16 protein-coding genes and 2 pseudogenes are annotated in these 15605 nt (G+C 68.7%); 6 read left to right on the plus strand and 12 right to left on the minus strand.

What is annotated here, in order from left to right:
* Positions 1–72: 72 nt before the first annotated feature.
* On the minus strand, positions 73–2205 hold the full coding sequence (locus D0Z08_RS00505) for a M14 family metallopeptidase (RefSeq protein ID WP_118921607.1): 2133 nt from the start codon (positions 2203–2205) through the stop codon (positions 73–75).
* Between the two features lie 551 nt (positions 2206–2756).
* Positions 2757–3860, minus strand: a complete 1104-nt coding sequence (locus tag D0Z08_RS00510) for a S8 family serine peptidase (RefSeq protein WP_118921609.1) — start codon at positions 3858–3860, stop codon at positions 2757–2759.
* 348 nt (positions 3861–4208) lie between these two features.
* On the opposite strand from D0Z08_RS00510, the gene D0Z08_RS00515 reads away from it, so the two are divergent.
* Positions 4209–4418, plus strand: a complete 210-nt coding sequence (locus D0Z08_RS00515; RefSeq protein WP_147381273.1) for a hypothetical protein — start codon at positions 4209–4211, stop codon at positions 4416–4418.
* Between the two features lie 744 nt (positions 4419–5162).
* Here the strand turns inward: D0Z08_RS00515 and D0Z08_RS00520 are convergent.
* The 3 genes from D0Z08_RS00520 to D0Z08_RS00530 all read right to left on the minus strand — a co-directional run bounded on the left by D0Z08_RS00520 (position 5163) and on the right by D0Z08_RS00530 (position 7990).
* Positions 5163–5582 carry a response regulator transcription factor gene (locus D0Z08_RS00520; RefSeq protein WP_182481075.1) on the minus strand — a complete coding sequence of 140 codons (420 nt, stop codon included), beginning with the start codon at positions 5580–5582 and terminating at the stop codon, positions 5163–5165.
* A 90-nt stretch (positions 5583–5672) separates the two neighbouring features.
* Positions 5673–6341, minus strand: a complete 669-nt coding sequence (locus tag D0Z08_RS00525) for a response regulator (protein WP_118921615.1) — start codon at positions 6339–6341, stop codon at positions 5673–5675.
* On the minus strand, positions 6338–7990 hold the full coding sequence (locus tag D0Z08_RS00530; protein WP_118921617.1) for a PAS domain-containing sensor histidine kinase: 1653 nt from the start codon (positions 7988–7990) through the stop codon (positions 6338–6340). Before D0Z08_RS00530 ends, D0Z08_RS00525 begins: the two co-directional genes overlap by 4 nt.
* A gap of 186 nt (positions 7991–8176) precedes the next feature.
* Here D0Z08_RS00530 and D0Z08_RS31845 point away from each other — a divergent pair, with 186 nt between their 5' ends.
* A complete protein-coding gene (locus tag D0Z08_RS31845) occupies positions 8177–8347 on the plus strand; it encodes a hypothetical protein (RefSeq protein WP_182481076.1) in 171 nt (56 codons plus the stop codon).
* A gap of 102 nt (positions 8348–8449) precedes the next feature.
* Positions 8450–9112 (plus strand): response regulator, encoded by a 663-nt coding sequence (locus tag D0Z08_RS00535; RefSeq protein ID WP_118921619.1) that lies wholly within the window; start codon positions 8450–8452, stop codon positions 9110–9112.
* Positions 9113–9177: 65 nt separating this feature from the next.
* Here D0Z08_RS00535 and D0Z08_RS00540 read toward each other — a convergent pair whose 3' ends face one another.
* From D0Z08_RS00540 to D0Z08_RS00560, 5 genes and pseudogenes are all read right to left on the minus strand, one after another.
* Positions 9178–9480 (minus strand): cyclodeaminase/cyclohydrolase family protein, encoded by a 303-nt coding sequence (locus D0Z08_RS00540; protein WP_182481077.1) that lies wholly within the window; start codon positions 9478–9480, stop codon positions 9178–9180.
* 23 nt (positions 9481–9503) lie between these two features.
* Positions 9504–9887, minus strand: a complete 384-nt coding sequence (locus tag D0Z08_RS00545; protein ID WP_118921623.1) for a hypothetical protein — start codon at positions 9885–9887, stop codon at positions 9504–9506.
* Positions 9888–9966: 79 nt separating this feature from the next.
* Positions 9967–10659, minus strand: coding sequence for a PP2C family protein-serine/threonine phosphatase (locus D0Z08_RS00550; RefSeq protein ID WP_118921625.1), 693 nt, complete (start codon positions 10657–10659; stop codon positions 9967–9969).
* A 598-nt stretch (positions 10660–11257) separates the two neighbouring features.
* A pseudogene (locus tag D0Z08_RS00555) lies at positions 11258–11428 on the minus strand (transposase); the annotation flags it as partial.
* 274 nt (positions 11429–11702) lie between these two features.
* Positions 11703–12341 carry a TetR/AcrR family transcriptional regulator gene (locus D0Z08_RS00560; RefSeq protein WP_118921627.1) on the minus strand — a complete coding sequence of 213 codons (639 nt, stop codon included), beginning with the start codon at positions 12339–12341 and terminating at the stop codon, positions 11703–11705.
* 41 nt (positions 12342–12382) lie between these two features.
* On the opposite strand from D0Z08_RS00560, the gene D0Z08_RS00565 reads away from it, so the two are divergent.
* From D0Z08_RS00565 to D0Z08_RS00575, 3 genes are all read left to right on the plus strand, one after another.
* Positions 12383–12796, plus strand: a complete 414-nt coding sequence (locus D0Z08_RS00565; RefSeq protein ID WP_118921629.1) for a nuclear transport factor 2 family protein — start codon at positions 12383–12385, stop codon at positions 12794–12796.
* The gene (locus tag D0Z08_RS00570) at positions 12793–13644 is read left to right on the plus strand and encodes an SDR family oxidoreductase (RefSeq protein ID WP_118921631.1); all 852 of its coding nucleotides are present in this window, start codon (positions 12793–12795) and stop codon (positions 13642–13644) included. The genes D0Z08_RS00565 and D0Z08_RS00570 overlap by 4 nt, the downstream gene beginning before the upstream one ends.
* Before the next feature lie 311 nt (positions 13645–13955).
* A complete protein-coding gene (locus D0Z08_RS00575; RefSeq protein WP_118921633.1) occupies positions 13956–14537 on the plus strand; it encodes a putative glycolipid-binding domain-containing protein in 582 nt (193 codons plus the stop codon).
* Between the two features lie 102 nt (positions 14538–14639).
* Here D0Z08_RS00575 and D0Z08_RS00580 read toward each other — a convergent pair whose 3' ends face one another.
* On the minus strand, positions 14640–15170 hold the full coding sequence (locus tag D0Z08_RS00580) for a helix-turn-helix transcriptional regulator (protein ID WP_182481078.1): 531 nt from the start codon (positions 15168–15170) through the stop codon (positions 14640–14642).
* 53 nt (positions 15171–15223) lie between these two features.
* A pseudogene (locus tag D0Z08_RS33620) lies at positions 15224–15460 on the minus strand (cupin domain-containing protein); the annotation flags it as partial.
* Positions 15461–15605: the final 145 nt, after the last annotated feature.

Genomic DNA, 15605 nt, shown 5'->3' on the forward strand with positions numbered 1-15605 from the left:
GATCACAACGACGCCCCGGCCGGGCTCCTGCCTAGCCGGGGCGTCTGGTTGTGAAAGCTCAGCCAGCGATGGTCAGCGCAGGTTCCTCGCCCTGTTGATGCAGGTGCTCAGGTCGATCTTTGCCTGCTCGCCACGGTCGATGATCACCGGGACCTGCTGGAGGACCTGGCCGCCCTTCTCGCACGTCAGGGTCCAGTTCTCGATCAGGCCCGGCACCTCCTCTGACGACACGACGGTCGAGTCGAACAGCGTTGCCGTCAGGTCGTACGTCGGGCTGGTCGAGGCGAAGTTGATCACCCGCAGCACGTAGTCGCCGGTCGCGGGGGCGGCGATCTCCGCGCGCTCCTTCTCGCCGACGAAGTTGCCCGACGAGCCGACCTGTGTCAGCGAGCCGTCCGCGTTCTTCTTATAGACCTCGAGGTCGAGGTCGTCCGGAGTCGGCCAGTCGAGGTCCACCTGGAGCACGTCGATACCGGTCTCGGTGATCGTGAACGGGTGGTCGACATGCTGGCCGATCGTGGTCGGGCCGCCCTGGTAGGTCTCCGAGCGGACCGGCTTGTCCTCGGTGATCTCGACCAGCTTCTCCTGCACGACTGGTCGCGTCGACTGGTTGATGTGCCAGGTGAACCTGCCGTTGTCGCCTACCTGCATCGTGGTGTTGAGGGTGTCGGTGAACGAGCTCTCCCACGTGGGGGTTGCGAACTGCTTGCGCAGCCTCAGCGTGGCGCCCTTCGGGGCGCTGCCCCTGATCACCGAGTGCGTCGCGGTGTCGACCGCGTTCTCCAGTGCGTCGAGGTAGGCCTCGCGGTTCCCCTTGCCGGCGTACTCTCCAGCGCCGAGGTATTCGTCGATGACCTGGGGGAACGGTGGGTGGAACTCGTCGGGGCCGATCTCGAAGGTGAAGCCGAAGCCGCCGGTGGCGTTGTAGGACCAGTCCTCGGTGGTGCCGGTGGTGTCGTAGAGCTCCCAGCCGTGGATGTTCCGGTAGCCGTTGGCGGCGGTCATCTCCGCGCCGAGCGCCCTCATGCCCTCCTCGTCGGGTGGATTTCCGACAGGGTTGCCATCCGGACCGATCGTGTCGGGGTGCACGCCGTTGGGACGAAGCACCAGGTTGGAGAAGGTGTGGTTGGAGATCATCGTGGTGACCTGTCGGCTGCTGATCAGCTCACGAATGTTCTGCGTCTCCGGCTCGGAGAACGGGCCGGCGCCGCGGTACGTCGGGTCGGCGAACGTCGCCGAGGCACCCGGGCCTCCCCAGAAGCCGCCGTAGTTACGGTTCGGATCGATGCCGATGCCGAAGCCCCCGGGGCTGGTGGCCGAGAACGCGCGGCAGGTGCCATCGGGGGTGTCCTGCCCGTCGACAACACGGCAGTTCTTCCGCTTGTACGCGTTTCCGGGAGTGCCGAGGATCGAGACTGTCCCGCCGTCGTCCACCTCGCGCAGGTCGACCAGGCCGCCGTCGGTGCGGGAGAGGTCGAACCCGTCGACGTTGACCACGGGCACGATGAGCACGCGGGCCTTGTCGAGCAGCCCGGTGATGCGTGCGTCCTGTCCGTAGTTCTTCACCAGGTCGTAGGCGAACTCCATCGCGAGCTCACCCGAAGGCCACTCGCGGGCGTGGTGCAGACCCATCAGCAAGAACACGGGACGGCCGTCCTCGGGCGCCCGGACGTTGGCGCCGATTTCGATCCCGTGGACGGCTTTGCCGTCGAGTGACGGGTGTGGCAGATCGAACACTTTGGCGATGTTCGGCCGAATGTTCGCGAGCTGGCGCATGTCGTCGTTGTAGTCCGGGAGCGTGCGGTAGCTGTCGCGTCCCGACGGGAGCGGCGACTGGAGTGTCGCGGCGGCGTACGCCGCGTTGGCCCGGTTGTTGCGTGCCTCGCGCTCGAGGAGATTGCCGATTCGTACGTCGTACGTCAGCCCCGACTCCTTGAGGACTGCTGCATCGGACCCGGTGTGCAGCACGACCTCGATGTAGTCGTGCCCGGCGTGCTCCGTGAGGTCGAGCCCCAGGGTCTGGAGCAGTTGCTTGTCCGCACGGGTCGGCGTGTCCACCGTGACGAGCTGGGGGGCGAACGCGGTGTCGGTATCGGCTTCGACGGCCTCAGCCGACCCGGTGCTGACCGACGGCGTGAGACCGAGCAGCGCTGTGGTGAGCGCCGCGGCAATGACCGCAAGAGAGCGGCGTGACCGGTAGATCATTGAATTCTCCCTGCCCGAGGTGAGGCGCGACCGGCATCTGTGCGACGGAGTCGACCCACAGGTCAACGAGCCGGACTAGACCAGGTCACGCCGGACGTGCCCTCACCGACCTGTTCGCGCCCAGCCAGCGGCCACCGGTTGGCAGCGGCGCCACTGCCATCGCCGACGTTGCCGCGACGTTCCGCGTGCCTGCCGTCATCGTTCTGCGTAACGCCGGTGCCTTCTGGTGCTAGCCGACCGATAGGGCGATCGCTGTCTGTCCCATTCCGCCTCTGCGGGTCTTGAAGGCGTAGGAGGTGCTAGTGGCTTCTCCCGGGATGACCGCAACCGCGACGGGGCGGCTGCTGCCGCACACATATCGATTTCGCTGTCGCGGACCAGGTAACCGAGTTAGTGCGCGTTATAACCGCGCCCGGGCGTTGGTCCCACAGCACCGCGTGACGACGTGAACCGCGTGGACTCGGGGACGTGACGCTGTGCCGGCAGACCTCGAGGCCCACGGCGTAGTGACCGTGACCCTCGACGCCGTAGCGGGTGAGCGGCTGGCTGTCCTACTTCTTCTTGCCGTTCTTGCGGGCGGCCCCCGTCGTTGTCACGGGATAGTCCACCGCTGCCTGGGCGTCGACGATCCCGTGGCCGTAGCTGGTCGTGAACACCCCGGTGCCGAGCCCCGGCGTACGGGCGGTGCCGACCAGCGCGTCGTGGACGTTGGCCCGGTTGCGTCCCTGAGCGTAGAGCAGCGCGGCCACGCCCGCGACGTGCGGCGTCGCCATCGACGTGCCCGCGTAGTAGTCGTAGTCCTGCTGGCCGCACGTCTCCGACCCCGTGCCGACCGGCACGGTCGAAACGACGTCGTCCTCGCAGAACACCAGCCCGGCACCGCCCGGCGCGGCCACGGCGTCGAGGTCTGGCTTGACGGCGCCGTTGGTGTACCACGCCGGCGTCTCGTCGGGGGTCGTCGCCGTCACGCACAGAGCGCCGGGCTCGAAGGACGGGGTGTCGCAGACGGGGAAGCTCTCGTTGCCCGCCGCGGCCACCACGAGCACGCCCTTGGAGGTGGCGTAGGCGATGGCGTCGGTCACCGACGACTCGAGCCCGGTGATGGTGAGCGCCTGGGCTCCGGGGACGGCACCGAGGCTCAGGTTGATGACGTCGGCCCCATGATCGGCGGCATACCGGATGCCGGCGGCGATCTCCTCGAACGAGCCGCTGCCGTCCTCGAGCGACTTGATGGGCATCACTTTCGCGTCCCGGGCGACGCCGGCGACGCCGATGCCGTTGTCGGCCGCCGCGGCCACGATGCCGCTGACATGGGTGCCGTGGCTGTCGGCGGATTGTGCGACGCCGTCCGTGCCCTCCCAGCTGCCATTGCCGCAGTAGGTCCGCTGCCGCCCGCAGTCCACCGTGGTCACGCCGGGGACCAGTTGGCCTTGCAGGTCGGGATGGTTCAGGTCGACGCCGGAGTCCACGACGGCGACAACGACACCGGAACCCGTGGAGGTGGCCCACGCCGCCGCAGCCCGGACCTGGTCCAGGCCCCACTGCTGTGACCGCAGTGGATCGTTGGTCGCGGCGTCGGCGGGACCGCTGATGGCGGTCGTGGCGACGGTGGCCAGGAGGGCACCGAGGATGCTGATGGTCTTGCGCAGGGGCATGCCGAACCCTCCGAGTGAGTGGACATCCGGTGCAACGAGCCTCGGCGGCGGAGGTCACGGCATGCCGCACGACGGCGGGCACGTCGGCGGACGTGTCCGCCCCGACGCCGGCCGAACCTGATCACTTGGGCGCGCGGCGATGACCGCGCGGTTCTTCGAGAAGCCGCCGACGGACCTTCTCTGAGCCGGCTACCTACACTCGGGACACGATCGCGCCACGGCGACTCCCACGAGGGTGACCAGCCTCCGGTCGGCGACCAGTGGCGCCAGCGAGCTCAGCTCGGCTTCGCGTCTAGCTGGCTGGCCAGGCTCTGCGCCCGGGCCGAGCGTTGGCCCGAAGCCGCCACGATGGCCACCGCTGTGGACAGGATCACCCGTGAGTCGTGGCTGAGCTGGGGCGACGAGACCGTAGGCCGGCGTGCGGCGCTCCACGACGCGATCCGCAGTGCTCTGACGCCCGAGGAGTTCGACAGGTTCTGGCAGCTCGGCGTCGAGATGTCCACCGACGAGGCCGCCAGGCTCGCTGCCCGCATATGCCTCGACGGCCCGCCGGGCTGATTGCGGCCGGCCACCGCTCGGTGGAACGTCACGCTCCCGGCGTCGCCAAAGTAGTAGCCGGCGTTGCCGATTGTGGTAACCAGCCCGTTGCTCTAGGAGACGTTTGAGATCGTCACCGTCAGAGCGGTGGAGTCGATGTTCACCGTGATCTCGTGGTGGCCGCGCTGGTGTTGCCGGCGACGTCGGAGGCCGCGGCGGTGACCGTGTGCGCTCTAGCCGCGGGCCACGCCATGCCGACAGTGTCTTTTAGTGGGCTATGCAGCGGGCCTCGGTTCGCCTGCGCCGCAACCATCCCGTATGACGAACGGCGTACGGCGACACCGGACGCCCGTCGCCGATGCCGCGGCGGCCGTTCGTCATCGCCGGAAGGGGATCCGCTTGCGGTGACCAACCCTCCGACTGCCGAGCCATAGCCCTCGGCGCCGTAGACGGTTCGCCTATCGGAACGTCGGCCGACCCTAGTCCGGGCAACCCTCGAATGAGACTACTTCCGTGGCGACCAGAACGCAGAACCCTGGCTTTGGCGGTGATGCTCACGGTCAACCGCCTGGTCGACGCGGCGGACACCACGCTCTGGGCGGCTCCTCAGTGCCGCCGGTAGGAACGCATCACGGCCGGATGAGGCTGCGCACGCCGCGCGCGGCCAAGGGGGTTCGGGCCGCGTCCTACCGTAGCCGCGTCAGTGCGCCCGTTTCAGACCACATCGACGATGAACGGCGAACTTGACGGCACGGCGATCGACGGCTATCGGACGCCGTGTCTCGAGGAAGCGACGGTGCGGAGGGCGGAGATGAGCCGCTCCGCGATGCCGTCCTTGTCGAAGAAATCGGCGGCGCCGGCGGCGAGAGCGTTGTTCGCGAGTCCGCCGTCGACGCTGATCGCGATCGCGGGGATGTGGAGCTCACCGCTGATGGCGCGGAGGAGTCCGAGCCCGTCGGCCGGGTCGGGCAGGTGCATGTCGATCAGAGCGACGGTCGGCCGGTGCTCCCGGGCAAGGGTGAGTGCGCCGGCGGCGGTACCGGCAGCACCGACGACCTCGAAGTCGGCCGAGGTGGTGAGCAGGGTCGACAGCGCGATTCGTACGCGGTGGTCGTCGTCGGCGATCAGCACGCGAATGGGCAGGACTGGGACCACCTGCTGCTCCTCGGGGCGGACGTAGGTCACTTGCCCCAAGTCAACCGGTGGCCCGCCGGGCTGGCGATGGGCTTTCGACCCGGCTCGGCCGCGACATCTGTCGTGGTCCGGGCTCGAGGCTCAGAGTGGCGCGAGGCCTTCCCGGATCGCCCACAGGGCGGCTTGGGTGCGCGAGGCGAGGTTGAGCTTGACCAACACGTTGCTGACGTGGGTGCGTGCGGTGCGCTCGCTGATCACGAGGGTGTCGGCGATCTCCCGGTTGGAGTAGCCGCGCGCGACGAGCACGAGTACGTCGCGTTCGCGTGCGGTCAGTGCTGTCGCCGTGTGCGCGGGCGCTATGAGGAGCTGGGTGAGCTTGCGGGCCACGACCGGATCGAGGTGGACCTCCCCGTCGTGGGCTGCCCGGATCGCGGCGGCCAGGTCGTCGGCTTCGGCGTCCTTGAGCAGGTAGCCGGCCGCGCCAGCCTCGAGTGCGGCGTGCACTCGCTCGGCCTCGCTGAAGCTGGTGAGGGCGACGACCTGCACGTCGGGGTAGCGCTGCCTGACCTCGGCCGTCGCGCCGACTCCGTCGAGCCTGGGCATGAGCAGGTCCATGAGTACGACGTCGGGCAGCGTGTCGGACCTCGCGCGGACGGCAAGCTCGTCCAGCGCGGCCTGTCCGTCGGCCGCCTCGCCGATGACCTCGATGTCGGACAGCATCGAGAGGAAGGCCCGCATGCCGCTACGGACCACCTTGTGGTCGTCGACGAGGAACACCCGGATGGGGCGTTCGCCGGGTTGCTGCGTCATGGCCGCACCGACGCGGCGTCGCTGTCTGCGTCGTACGTCGGGCCGGGCGGCGGCTCCAGGTGCAGAACCGCCGGCAGCACGGCCCGGACGCGTGAGCCGGCCGACGAGCTCTCGACCACCAGGCGGCCCCCGAGGCGCTCGGTGCGCTCCCGCATGGAGTCCATGCCGAGGTGTCCGGGGTGCGGAGCGCTGGGCTCGAACCCGACACCGTCATCGTCGATCTCCACCACCAGGGTGCCGGGGTCGGCCGCTGCCTGGACCAGACGGATGACGACGTGCTCGGGCTGGGCGTGCTTGACGCAGTTGTGGAGCGCCTCCTGCACCACGCGGAACAGCTCCTCCTCGGCCACCTCGTCCAGCGACAGCCGGTCGTCCTCGGTGTGCACGCGCACGTCGAACCCCTCCCGCGCCGCGACGGCGGCGGCGTGCTTGCGCACCGCCGCGCTCAGACCCTCCTCATGCAACGCCTCGGGACGCAGCTGGAAGATCAGTGCGCGCATCTCGGCGAGCGCGCCCTGGGTGAGCTCGAGCAGCTGCGCCACACCCCGCGCCACGGGGGCGTCCGGGTCCACACCCGACTGCTGGGCCGCCATCTGGACCGCGCGGGCGTGCAGACTCATCGAGAACAGTGCCTGCGAGACCGAGTCGTGCAGCTCACGCGCCAGCCGGTGGCGTTCCTCCAACGCCGCCTTGCCCTCCAGGTCTCCGAGCAGCTGCGCGTTGTCGACGGCGACCGCCACCTGGTCGGCCATCACGCCGAGGAAGGCGGTGTCCTCCTCGGTGGGGTCATGTCCTGCGGGATAGAACGCGTCGAGCACTCCCAGACCGTGGTCACGGGCGACCAGCGGAACCGCCACGACGGACGTCCAGGCAGCTTCTGCGATCGACTCGTGCAGCGGCTCGTACCGGGGATCCTCGAGCATGCGCTGCACGTCGCGCCGAATCGCGGGCCGCCGCGCCTCGAACGCCTCCAGGGTCGCCATGGGGGCACCCCGCTGGCGACTTCTCTCGATGCTCCCCAGGAAGTCCTCGGGAAGCCCGGCCGTCCCCGCCATCCGGAACGCGTGAGTGTGCGGATCGATCAGCACGATCGCGCAGGCCACCGCCCCGGTCGGCGCGAGCGCGTCGGCGGCGACCCGGTCCAGGACCTGCTGGAGCGACCGCGCGTAGGACAGGCTGGACGCGGTCCGGGCGAACGCGGCCAGCTGACGTTGGTGCTGCCGAGCATCGGTGACGTCGCGGAACATCACCGCGGTCCGCCACCCCTGCCCGTCGACGAACCCGTTCTCGACATACGCCAGTGCTCGGCGGCCCCTGTCGCCGACGGCGACGTCCACGTACCGGCTCCGGACGTCACCCGGATACACGGGCTCGCCCGGGCCGGCCGTGTCGGCAGGGACGAACGGCGCCTCCCGTCCGACGAGGTCGTCGAGACCGGCGCCCATGATCCGGCAACCGGCCGTGTTGACGTACAGCCATCGGCGGTCGGCGTCGAGGAGCGCGATCCCGAGTGCCGCGTCCCGGACCAGGGTGGCGAGCACGCTGTCCCGGGGCACCGCAGCCGGCCGACCACGCAGCTCCAGGGGATCGCGTGCTCGCCGATCGCGGTCGCTCCCGGCTGCCGTCTTGGTCGATGCTGGCTGGTCCATCGCGCCTCCAGAGGAGATATCCCCACTGTAGAACCGGCGTACGACGGATGTCGCGGGGGACGTCGGACAGATGACGCGTCGCGCCCGCGCCGAACTGCAGTCACGAAACCGGCCGGCTGTCCAATGTCCCCGGCGTGGATCCCGAGGACGCTGGAAGGAGCACGAAGGGCGGCCGAAGGAGGAGACGTGAACGCCACTGCACCCGAGCAACACGCACAGTTCGAGCGAGGTGTGAACGACGGCCGCAACTGCCGGCGTCTCGACCAGCCGATCCCGGCGCTCCAAGGCGGCGCCTACGCCGTCGGCTTCCTCTTCGGCTACCGGGCGGAGCGGGGTACAACGTTCGACCTCGCATAGCCGCCGCCCACCGACGCCGGGACTGCCGACGACGCACCCTGGCGAGCGCCCCCGGCCGCGCGCACCGTGGCCCAACCGCCCCAGGAGGCGTAGAACTGACCTGTGCAGGGATACCTCACCCCGAGACTGCGGGTCTTCCTCCTCGACGATCACAACATCGTTCGTCGGGGGCTCCGTGACCTGTTGGACACCAAGCTGGACATCACGGTGGTCGGCGAATCGGGTTCCGCACGCCAGGCGGCGCAGAGGATCCTGGAGCTCAAGCCGGACGTCATGGTGCTCGACGTGCACCTGCAGGACGGCAGCGGCGTGCAGGTCTGCCGCGAGGTCCGATCGAGCGACCCCTCGATCAAGGGCCTGCTGCTCACGTCGTACGACGAGGAGGCGGCGCTGATCTCGATGATCCTGGCGGGTGCCGAGGGTTACGTGCTCAAGCTGGCCGAGAGCCTCGACATCACCGCCGCGATTCACCGGGTCGGCGCCGGCGAGCGGCTGGTCGACGCGGTCAAGACCGAGCGGGTGACTGCGGAGCTGCTGGCAACCCTGAAGGACATCAGTCCTGCCCTGACCGAGCACGAGCAGCAGATACTCACCCACGCCCTCGGGGGCCTCACGAACGGGCAGATCGCGGAGCGCCTCGGCGTGGCCGAAGAGTCCCTCGGCACCGATCTCGCGCCCCTGCTCGAAAGACTGACAAACCGGTCGAACTGGCATCGGCCAGCAAGCGGAGCGCACGGACCGGGCAAGCATCGACGCCACGACTGAGAATGGACCTGGCTTCGCTCACCTTCGTGTGCGCGGTCAACTGCCCGCACCGGTACTGATCGCCGTCAGCACCTGGCCGACGAGTCGTCAGCACGCTGTGCCAGCTCAGGGTCGAGACGCGCGCCCTCGACGTTGATGTACACCAGGCGGTGCGTCGCACGGGTGTCCCCGGCGGCGAGGAAGGCGGCCGTCTCGGCATCCCCGCGGAGGCGGGGGTTGCCGTCGCGGGCCAAGCGTGCGGCCATGACCGCCACGTGCGAGCCCACCGCGGTGATCCGCAAAGGCACCTCGGTGGCGGCTCGCATGGCGGTCGCAACCCGCTCCTGGCGGTCGGGGGCGTCCCGCGGGAGTCGCAGCGCTTCGAGCACCCTGCCGGAGGCATCGAGGTGGCTCAGCTACCGACCACATCGCCCGCGTGCTGATCATCTTGCTGCTGATCATCTTGCTTGTGCTGCTCTTCTTGATCCTCTTCGTCTTCGACCTGGTCGGGCCGCGAGGCGATGAGGGCTGGGACCCGGGTGGTGGCCTTGATGTGGACGGCCAGCGAAGCCTCGATGAAGTCGGCGAGCTCGAGCAACAACGTGTGCCTGCGCCGCAGTCCTCGGCGAGCACCGGTTTCGTGGTGCGCGACCCCGTTGCGGAGGTCGTGCAACTCGCCGGCGCGGAGGTCGACCACGGGCCGGGCGGTGCCTGCCGGGAACGCGTGGTGCAGGTAGGGACGCCACAGCGAGACATCGTGCGCGCTGGAACTGAGGTAGCGCCGGAACCCGAACATCAGCTGAGCGACGATCTTCCCGGATGCGGCTTTGTCGAAGGAGCTGAGTCACACGCCCAGGGCGGGGCCGGGATATGCGTTAGGTGCCCGGCTCGGCGTTACCAGTCGTCTCGGTCTCGCCGCCGATCTCGACGAGGGCGACGGTGATGTTGTCCGGCCCGCCCCTATCGATGGCCGCGCGCCAGAGCTGGAAGACCGCCTTGCCGCCAAAGTGGTCCAGGAGGATCGCCGCGATGTCCGCGTCCGGGACGACGTCGCTGAGCCCGTCACTGCACACCAGGAAGCGACTCTCGGGGCCGAGCGGCAGCGTTCGGACGTGGGGGTGGACCTCCGTCCTCTCGGGATGACCGCCCAGGGTCTGGGTGACGATGACCGTATGGGTCTCGCCGGGGGCGAGCGGTGGGCTGTCGTCGATGCCGACCAGGCTCAGGCCGCCAGGCCCCGCCCTGTAGACCCGGCTATCGCCGACGTTGAAGACCAGCACCGAGTCGGCGGTCACGCAGACACCGGCGACCGTCGTGCCCATCATGGTCCGTGACGGGTCGGCGGCGGCCTCCCGGTAGACCGTCTCGTTGCACGCCATCAGCGCTGCCCGCACACGCGCCTCGTCGCTCAGCTCGGGACCGACTCGTGCCAGCTGAAGCGCGACCAGGCTGCTGGCGTACTCCCCGGCAGGATGCCCACCGAGCCCGTCGGCGACGGCAACAACGACCGAGCTGACCAGCGCTGAGGTGCTCCGAGCAACCCCTGTTGGGGCCCCGAGCCTCTCCAGTGGGCGTCATGCAGCCGCCGAAAGCCAGACCTATGACGAGATCTCGTCACGAATGACTACAAGACTCGGCCTTTCCGACGCACCGACTCGTGGTTCGGGACCCGAAGGGTCGGAAAGCGCAAGAGATTGCCGGATTCGCCAGTTGCAACGAGGCAGGGCATTTCCGTCCTTGACTCGATATCTGCCGGGCCGGCCGCAATTCACAGATCGCGACTTGGGAATGCTGATGCCGCGACGACCCGGGCGCGGTCGGCACTCGGTGACGCTAGTTGAGTTGACCGGCGGCTGCCAGCGCCTCCCGCAACAACCCGGCGGTCCCGAGCGGGCCAGTGCTCGGCCTCGACGACCTCGAGACGATCCTTGACGGCCTCGGACACGCCTGGTCTCACCGCGAGGTTTCGGATCACTCGGGTCCTGACCGCGTCCGGACTGACGCGCACCTCTTGAGCAGCGCTGAAAATCAGCCTGTCGCGCCGAACGCTCGGGGCCACCTTCACGAGCTCCGCCTCGAAGAAGACGCGGTACCGCCCGCGGGTCTGGTCCGCGGCAGCTCGCGCTTTTCCTGGGCCCGCTTTGGCTCTCCTGACGTATCTGTGGGTCAGCTCCGGCCGGGGAGGGCGGGGCGGTGGCCGCCGAGGTTGAGCATGGCGAGGGCGATGAGGGCGTCGGCGGAGTGGAATCCGTCGGCCATGCGGGTGTTCAGTCGGATCTTGTTGTTGGTGGACTCGATGAGTCCGTTGGATAGCTGGTGCTCGATCGCGGCAAGGATCCCCTGCGGGACAGATGTTGCGCTCGTCGTCGGTCTGCGCGTAGTCGCCGATCTGCGCCGGTAACGGTCCGACTTGCGGAACGATCCGATGCAGGCGACCCGAAAACCCCGCTGATTGGAATGACCGGCCTCCGGAGCCGCTGATCAGTATCCCCCGCAAGCCGGGTCGCCTCGACTGCGAAACGGCCCGGAGCGCACCCAGACCGACGTCGCTGGCCGCTCGAGTTTGACGTGTCGCGCCAGCGGCAGAGCCGACCCCACTTGCGCGGCGTAGCTAGAGCAGGGCAGTGATCATGAAGTCACCGACGTAACGTGCGAACCGCGCGACCGACCAGCCACGCCGCATCACGAGCAGCTCGTAGATCTCCAGCGAGCTGCAGATCCATAGGATGTCGGTGGCCTCGGACGCGGTTACGCCTTTGCGCAGGTGCCCCCGCGCCTTGAGGAACCGAGCGTGGTGCCGCATTCGGGCGAGCCGCTCGGCCTCCGCGATCTCGAGCACTGCCGCGATCTCGGGGTCGGTCAGCGCGAGGTGACGCATCAGGAGCCGGATGGGGGTGACGACGGACGCCACCTCGGCGGTGAGGCGTCCCCACTCGCGCATGATCGTTCGGGGATCGCTCTCCCGGTCGCGCATCTCGTCTGACCGGTCGTAGGCGCGCGTGTCCCCGCGGCCCTCTAGCCCGCGTTCGTAGATCTCCCGCACCAGCCCTGACTTGCTGCCGAACGACTTGTAGATCGTCTCGACGGAGGTACCGGCTTCCTGGGCGATTGAGGCGATCGTCGCTGTGCCGTAGCCGTCATCGAGGAACTGCCGCTCGGCGGCGTCGAGGATGGCCGTGCGTGTGCGGATCGCACGTGCTCTGCGGCCGGTGGAGTCGTAGCGTCGGGTGGTCTTGACGTGAGTCATCATTTGATTACATACTACTGTATCAGAAATGCGAGGAGGCGCTGATGAGTGCCGTGATCGACCGGCTGGTCCACGCGGTGAACGGACACGATCTCGAAGGCCTGGTCTCGTGCTTCGCCGACGACTACGTCAACGAGACGCCGGTGCATCCTCTGCGCGGATTCACGGGTAACGACCAGGTGCGAACGAACTGGACGCAGATCTTCGCCGGCGTGCCCGACATCGAAGCGGCAGTCCTCCGCCGAGCCGAGGGCGATGGCCGGGTCTGGACGGAATGGGAGATGTCCGGCACGCGCTCGGAGGACGGCGGGCGCTTCCTCATGCGTGGAGTCGTCATCTTCGGGATCAGCGGCGACGTGATCTCATCCGCGCGCTTCTATCTGGAGCCGGCCGAGGGGGCCAGCGGGGACGTCGACGCCCACACGCGGCGCGTCGTGTCCGGAAAGGAATCGTCATGATCCTCGTCGTCGGTGCGACCGGACAGCTCGGTGGCAGCATCGCTCGAGCGCTTCTCGACAGCGGCAAAGCCGTGCGCGTGTTGGTCCGTGACGGCTCCAGCTTCGACGATCCGCGGGCCGAGACCGTGCTCGGAGATCTCAAGGATCCCGATTCGCTGCGTGAGGCGTGCAGGGGTGTCGATGTAGTGGTGACCACGGCGAACGCGATTGCACCGCGCCGAGCAGAGGACACCATCGAGTCCGTCGACCGGCTCGGCAACCGCAACCTGATCGCCGCCGCCCAGGCCGAAGGCGTGGGCCACTTCGTGTTCGTCTCCGTGCTTGGCGCAGGCGCGGATCACGTCGTCCCATTCGTGCGGGCGAAGGGCGAGACCGAACAAGCGCTCGGCGAGAGCGGGCTTTCGTGGACGATCCTTCAACCAGACCCGTTCATGGACGTCTGGTTCCCGTTCATCATCGGGCCGGCGCTCGAGGGTGGTGCGGTGACCCTTGTCGGCGAGGGCAAGCATCGGCACTCGATGGTCGCCATGCAGGACGTGGTGGGCTACGCGGTCGCCGCGGTCGAGCGGGAGGAAGCCGCGAACCGGGTGCTCGCGATAGGCGGCGAACCAGTCACCTGGCGCGACGTCGTCGATACGTTCTCCGAGGTCCTCGGGCGTGAGATCCCAGTGCAGACCGTGCCGCCAGGTGAGCCGGTACCGGGCTTACCCGACTTCGTGGCCGAGCTGCTCGCGTCGCTCGAGCTCTACGAGTCGCCACTCGACATGAGTGAACTTTCGCGAACCTTCGGGGTGAAGACCACGTCGCTGCACGACTTCGTCCGAGGGTTCGTGGCTGCGGGAGACTGACTCACGCAGCCAAGAACGGACCCCCACCCGCCTACGGGACGGTGGGCGCCCGTCAGGCCGTGTCATTCGTTCCTGGGCTTGGATGTTCACCCGCGCTCCCGGAGCGATCTCTCCTCGGCATGGGCGCGAGGTCGCGGACCCGTGCGAGCGAGCGTCCAGATGCGGCGAAGTGACGCGCCAGGTTCGTTGCACCATGCTGCCTTGAGGGCTCGGTGAGAGCGACCGCGACCGTCCGCGCGATCCTTGGGTCCCGGTAGCCGGGGACCTCGCCGCGGTGCCTAGCCGGCCGCTCACCGTGACAGGATCTTCGCATGGCCTTCTCGGAGCTGCCGCCGTGGGCCGCTTGGCGCCACCACCCCGAACGTGTGGGCTTCGAGGTCGTGTTCGTGCAGCGCAACAGCGACGGGTACCGCGTCCACGGCACCACGTCCGCCGTCGAGGACGGCGTCCCCCTCGTGGTCGAGTACCACATCGAGGTGGACGGCGGGTGGCGAACCCGTCGCGCCGAGGTACGTAACATCTCCCGCGCAGGTCACGGCCGCGTTGTGCTGGAATCCGACGGTGCGGGCCACTGGACCGTCGATGGCATCCCCTCTCCCTGGCTCGACGGCTGCCCCGACGTCGACGTCGAAACCTCGTGCTTGACCAACACCTTCCCGGTACACCGGCTCGTGCTGCCGGTCGGCGCGACCGCGACTGCCCCGGCGGCATATGTCCGCGGTGAGGACCTCAATGTCCAACGCATCGAGCAGGAGTACACCCGGCTTGAGGACGACGGCGGGCGGGAGCTCTTCGACTATGACTGCCCCACGTTCGACTTCGCCTGCCGGCTGACTTACGACCAACACGGACTCGTGCTGGACTACCCCCGCGTCGGTTCCCGCGTGGGCTGACCCACCGGCCGCCCACCCCGGCACCGGCGGTTAGACGCAGGGCTGTAGCGGCGGTGTGACACGCTGGTGTCGAACTCAGAGTGGTTCAGGTCCCGGACATCGCTAGCTTGGGGACCTGTCCGCCCGAGCCGTGCGCCACAGGGCCGGGGACCGTCCGTGTGCGCGTTTGAACGCTCGGCTGAACGCCTCTTCCGCGTCGTACCCCACTCTGCGGGCGATTGCCGCGACCGTGGTGTCGGTGGTGGCCAGCAGGTCCTGCGCCACGTGCATGCGCCATTCGTTGAGATAGCGGATCGGCGAACGCCCGAGGACCTCGCGGAAGCGAGCGTCGAGCCGCGAGCGTGACACCCCGGCCTCGGCAGCAAGGTCGTCAACCGTCCATCGTCGTTCCGGAGCTGCGTGGATCGCGGCCATCGCGGGTCCGAGCAGAGGATCGCGCAACCCGACGATCCAGCCGCGCTCCGCTGCGGGGGCCGTCGCGAGATGCATCCGGAGTGCCTCGGTGATGAGCAACTCGGGGAGCTTTGTCGCTCTGCGAGCCGGCGCCTTGCCTGACGACTCTTCCAGTGCGTAAGCAATGCTCGCGTCGAACCAACTCCTTGCGGGCCCGTCGGCCGGCCGAACCACGAACACCGGGGGAACGCGACCCGGCCCGGATCGAACAGGGCGTCCTCTGAATAGAGGCATCCGCACACGACGTCCGTACGCTCCCCGCCACCGCCATAGCGGAGGACCGGCATCGCAGTCCACGGCGGCGGTGGGACGATGCTGGCGATGTGCACCGGTGTCGTCGCCTCGACGCCACCCATCCTGAACTCGTCGCCGTACGGCAGGACGATCACCTCGCCAGCGCTCGCCCAGTGGCGCTCGCCGCCCGGGAGCGCCACCCAGCACCGCCCCGAGGCGATGACGTGGAATAGCACGAGACGCTCCGCGCCCGGGTGAGGTTCCCCCCGGACCGTAGAGGCATCGACAATGAGGATCGAGATGCCAGAGAAGCGGAAGAAGTACGACCGGGAGTTCCGTGAGGGAGCTGTCCGGATCGTCGAAGAGACCAACAAGCCGATC

Source organism: Nocardioides immobilis (assembly GCF_003515065.1).
GTDB classification, from domain to species: domain Bacteria; phylum Actinomycetota; class Actinomycetes; order Propionibacteriales; family Nocardioidaceae; genus Nocardioides; species Nocardioides immobilis.